Below are 3,871 nucleotides of genomic sequence, written 5' to 3'. Positions count from 1 at the left end.
AATATGGATAATAGCAATCGGCACAAACCTTTAAACTGCTTTAAATTTAACCACAAAAAAACCCTTAAGCATATAACTTAAGGGTTTTTAAATTTAGCTTAAAAGCTAAGCAAAAATTACTCTTCGCTTGATACTTCTTTTTCTACAACACTAATTGCAAGCTCAGCTAACGAATCAAGGTTAGGTTTACTTGGCGCGTTAGTTAATAAACACGATGCTTGTGTTGTTTTAGGGAAAGCAATAACGTCACGAATATTATCGGTACCACATAAAAGCATTGCTAAACGGTCAAGACCAAATGCTAAACCTGCATGTGGTGGTGTGCCGTATTTAAGTGCATCAAGTAAAAAGCCAAACTTATCTTGTTGCTCTTGCTCGTTAATACCTAAAATTCTAAATGCAGTTTCTTGCATTTCTGCATTATGAATACGTACAGAACCACCACCCACTTCGTAGCCGTTTAATACCATATCGTAGGCATCTGAAATTGCTGCTGCTGGGTTTGCTTCAAGCTCACTTGCAGTAATATCTTTTGGTGCAGTGAATGGATGATGTACAGCATGTAATGTGCCTTCGTCATCTTCTTCAAACATTGGGAAGTCTACAACCCAAAGTGGTGCCCAGCTATTAAGGTTAGTGATTTCTAAATCAACACCAATCTTAACGCGCAGTGCGCCCATAGCTTCATTTACTGTGTTGCGCTTATCGGCACCGAATAAAATAATATCGCCCGACTGTGCATTAGTACGCTCAAGCAATTTAGTAATTACGTCTTCGTTTAAAAACTTAGCCACTGGTGATTGAACGCCTTCAGCGCCTACAGTGTGGTCGTTTACTTTCATCCACGCCATGCCTTTAGCGCCGTAAATACCAATAAACTTAGTGTAATCGTCAAGTTGTTTACGAGAAAGCTTAGCGCCACCCGGTACTGTTAATACAGCAACACGGCCTTTTTCGTCGTTAGCCGGACCTGAAAAAACATTAAACTCTACGTCTTTCACTAAATCAGCAATATCAACTAATTTCATTGGGTTACGTAAATCAGGCTTATCAGAACCGTAAAGGCTCATTGCCTCGCTGTAAGGCATGATTGGAAAATCGCCTAAATCAACGTTTAACAATGTTTGCCACATTTCGCGGATCATTTTTTCAGTCATACCACGTACTTGATCAGAGCTCATGAACGAGGTTTCTATATCTATTTGGGTAAATTCTGGTTGGCGATCGGCACGTAAATCTTCATCACGGAAACATTTAACAATTTGGTAGTAACGGTCAAAACCCGACATCATCAACAATTGCTTAAACAACTGCGGCGACTGTGGTAATGCGTAAAAGCTACCTTTATGAACACGGCTCGGTACTAAGTAATCGCGTGCGCCTTCTGGCGTTGCTTTAGTAAGCACAGGTGTTTCGATGTCTAAAAAGCCGTTTTCATCTAAAAAGCGACGAACAAAGCTGCTTGCTTTAGCACGTAATTTAATACGATCACTCATTTCTAAACGACGTAAATCTAAGTAACGGTATTTTAAACGACGCTCTTCTGAGTTTACTTGGTTAAAATCAAGTGGAAGCGGTTCAGAGCGGTTAATAATATTAAGCTCTTTACCTAAAATTTCGATCTCTCCAGTTGCCATGTCTTTGTTTACTTGGCTGTCTGGGCGTGCGCGAACAACACCTTTTAACTGAACACAAAATTCTTGGCGAAGTGTATTAGCTGAACTCATTAATTCTTCAATGTCAGAATCGAATACAACTTGTACTAAACCTTCTCTATCGCGTAAATCGACAAAGATAAGTCCACCAAGGTCACGTCGTTTGTTGATCCAGCCACATAGTTCTACTTCTTGATCTACGTGAGTTTTATTTAGCTGTCCGCAATATATAGAGCGCATAGTTTTCCTGTCAGATAAAAGGCTTAAACGGTTAAAGTTATTTGTTTTAAGGCGTGTGATTTAAAAAACAGGTCACCACAATACAAATAAAGCCGTTAGCAATCTAAAAATAATCAAATTAAGCTCTGCATTATACTCAACTAACATTAAGATGCTAGGGCGTGTTGAACGTTGGTGGTTGAATTTGCAGCAGTATGTTTGGCTTTTAGGCAAGGCAGAGTCTATGCAGTGTGGTTACTCCCCATAAATAGGCGATAACGCAGCATAAATGCCAAACATGCGCTGCCCTTTGGGTTCTTTCTAGGGACGATTAACTCTTTGTTACTCGGTTTTTACTTAGCCCACTAGGTTACAAACCTCGCGCCGCGATTAAATCGTCCCTAGATTGAACGAATTTCAATCCACAAAGTTCAACACGCCCTAGCCGTGTAAGGCTTTTACCCTTGAATTTACAGCAGCTCGTTTTGTTATTTGCTACACTATCGCCACTTTATAATAAGGCGCTAGTTTGTATGTTATATATTGGATGCCCGCAGTGGTCGAGCAACGCATGGAAAGGCAATTTATTTTCAAGCCAATGTAAAAACGCCGATATGCTTAGCCAATACGCGCAGCATTTTAATTCTGTTGAAGGCAATACCAGCTTTTACGCCGATCCATCGCCAAGCACCGTATTGCGCTGGGCAAATAGCGTACCCGACGATTTTAAATTTACTTTTAAGTTTAATCGTCGCTTTAGCCACGAACTACACCTTACTAATATACAAACTGAGCTTACTGATTGGCTTACCTTGTTCTCCCCTATTTTAGAAAAAACGGGGCAAATCATGCTGCAATTGCCAAAAGCCTTTGGCCCAAACGATTTACCCAAACTCGCACAGTTTATTAGCCTGTTACCAAAAGAGATTAATTACGGTGTAGAAGTACGCCATGCTGCATTTTTTCAAAAAGGTGAAGCCGAAATAGCGCTTAATCAGCTATTAATAGCGAACAATATAAATCGCATATCTATGGATACGCGCGCACTATTTGCGGTAAAACCTACTACCGAAGCACTAATAGATGCACAGCAAAAAAAGCCACATTTACCAGTGCACGCTATTGCTACAGGCTCGCAGCCTATGGCGCGCTTTGTAATAGCCGATTTGCAAAACGACTATAAACCCTTTTATAAACCGTGGCTGAGCAAAGTAAAGCAATGGCTTGATGAAGGTAAAACACCCTATGTGTTTTTTCATACCGCCGATAACCGAGAAGCACCGTTATTAGCTCGCCAGTTTTGTAAGGACCTAGGTTATAATCACAAAGCATTAAACCCATTTACTGGCGAAAAAGAAGCCCACCAGCCGGCACTTTTTTAAATAATAAGATTAGAGAATATAAATGAGTGAATACGCACGTTACTTTACCGGCTACCCTGCAAACATTGTTGAGCAAGTATTAAGCCTAATTAACAACAAAAAGGTAAGTGACTACTTACTTAAAAAATACCCGCAAGCGCATACCATAACCAGCGATAAGTTACTTTATAGCTACGCCACCGAGCTTAAAAAACAGTATTTAAAAAACGCCCTGCCGTTTGGCCGTGCGGCGTTTAAAAAACAAGGCGATATGGTCACCAATGCACTCGGTACACATACGTATCGAATGCAAGGTAAAACCCGTAAGCACGATTTAGCGATAAACAGCGACTTGCTCCGCGCTCCCGAGCCGTTATTAAAAGCGTTAGTAGTACACGAACTCGCCCACTTTAAAGAAAAAGACCATAACAAAGGCTTTTACCAACTTTGTTGCCACATGGAGCCGCAGTATCACCAATTGGAATTAGATTTAAGGATATTTTGTGTGGTAGTAGCGATGGGAGAGAATCCTTATTTATGAGTACCTTGTTAAATAATAAGCACTGCTCAAAGCTAGGGTTAAAATATTGGCAAAAAACAATTATTTTAATATTTCTGATAAAGGGACATCTTTTT

At 40.2% G+C, this 3,871-nt stretch carries 3 protein-coding genes; 2 read left to right on the top strand and 1 reads right to left on the bottom strand.

The window, feature by feature from the left end; genetic code table 11:
- Positions 1–116 precede the first annotated feature (116 nt).
- The gene (gene aspS / locus GQR46_RS17310; RefSeq protein ID WP_165729302.1) at positions 117–1,895 is read right to left on the bottom strand and encodes an aspartate--tRNA ligase; all 1,779 of its coding nucleotides are present in this window, start codon (positions 1,893–1,895) and stop codon (positions 117–119) included.
- A gap of 512 nt (positions 1,896–2,407) precedes the next feature.
- On the opposite strand from aspS, the gene GQR46_RS17305 reads away from it, so the two are divergent.
- The gene (locus tag GQR46_RS17305) at positions 2,408–3,256 is read left to right on the top strand and encodes a DUF72 domain-containing protein (protein WP_165741718.1); all 849 of its coding nucleotides are present in this window, start codon (positions 2,408–2,410) and stop codon (positions 3,254–3,256) included.
- A 22-nt stretch (positions 3,257–3,278) separates the two neighbouring features.
- Positions 3,279–3,776, top strand: a complete 498-nt coding sequence (locus GQR46_RS17300) for a YgjP-like metallopeptidase domain-containing protein (protein ID WP_165741716.1) — start codon at positions 3,279–3,281, stop codon at positions 3,774–3,776.
- The last annotated feature ends 95 nt before the right edge of the window (positions 3,777–3,871 follow it).

Origin of the sequence: Pseudoalteromonas sp. Z1A6 (genome assembly GCF_011378745.1) — a bacterium.
GTDB lineage: Bacteria > Pseudomonadota > Gammaproteobacteria > Enterobacterales > Alteromonadaceae > Pseudoalteromonas > Pseudoalteromonas arctica.
Note: the sequence above shows the minus strand (reverse complement) of the source record. Positions and strands in the feature narration are given on the sequence as shown.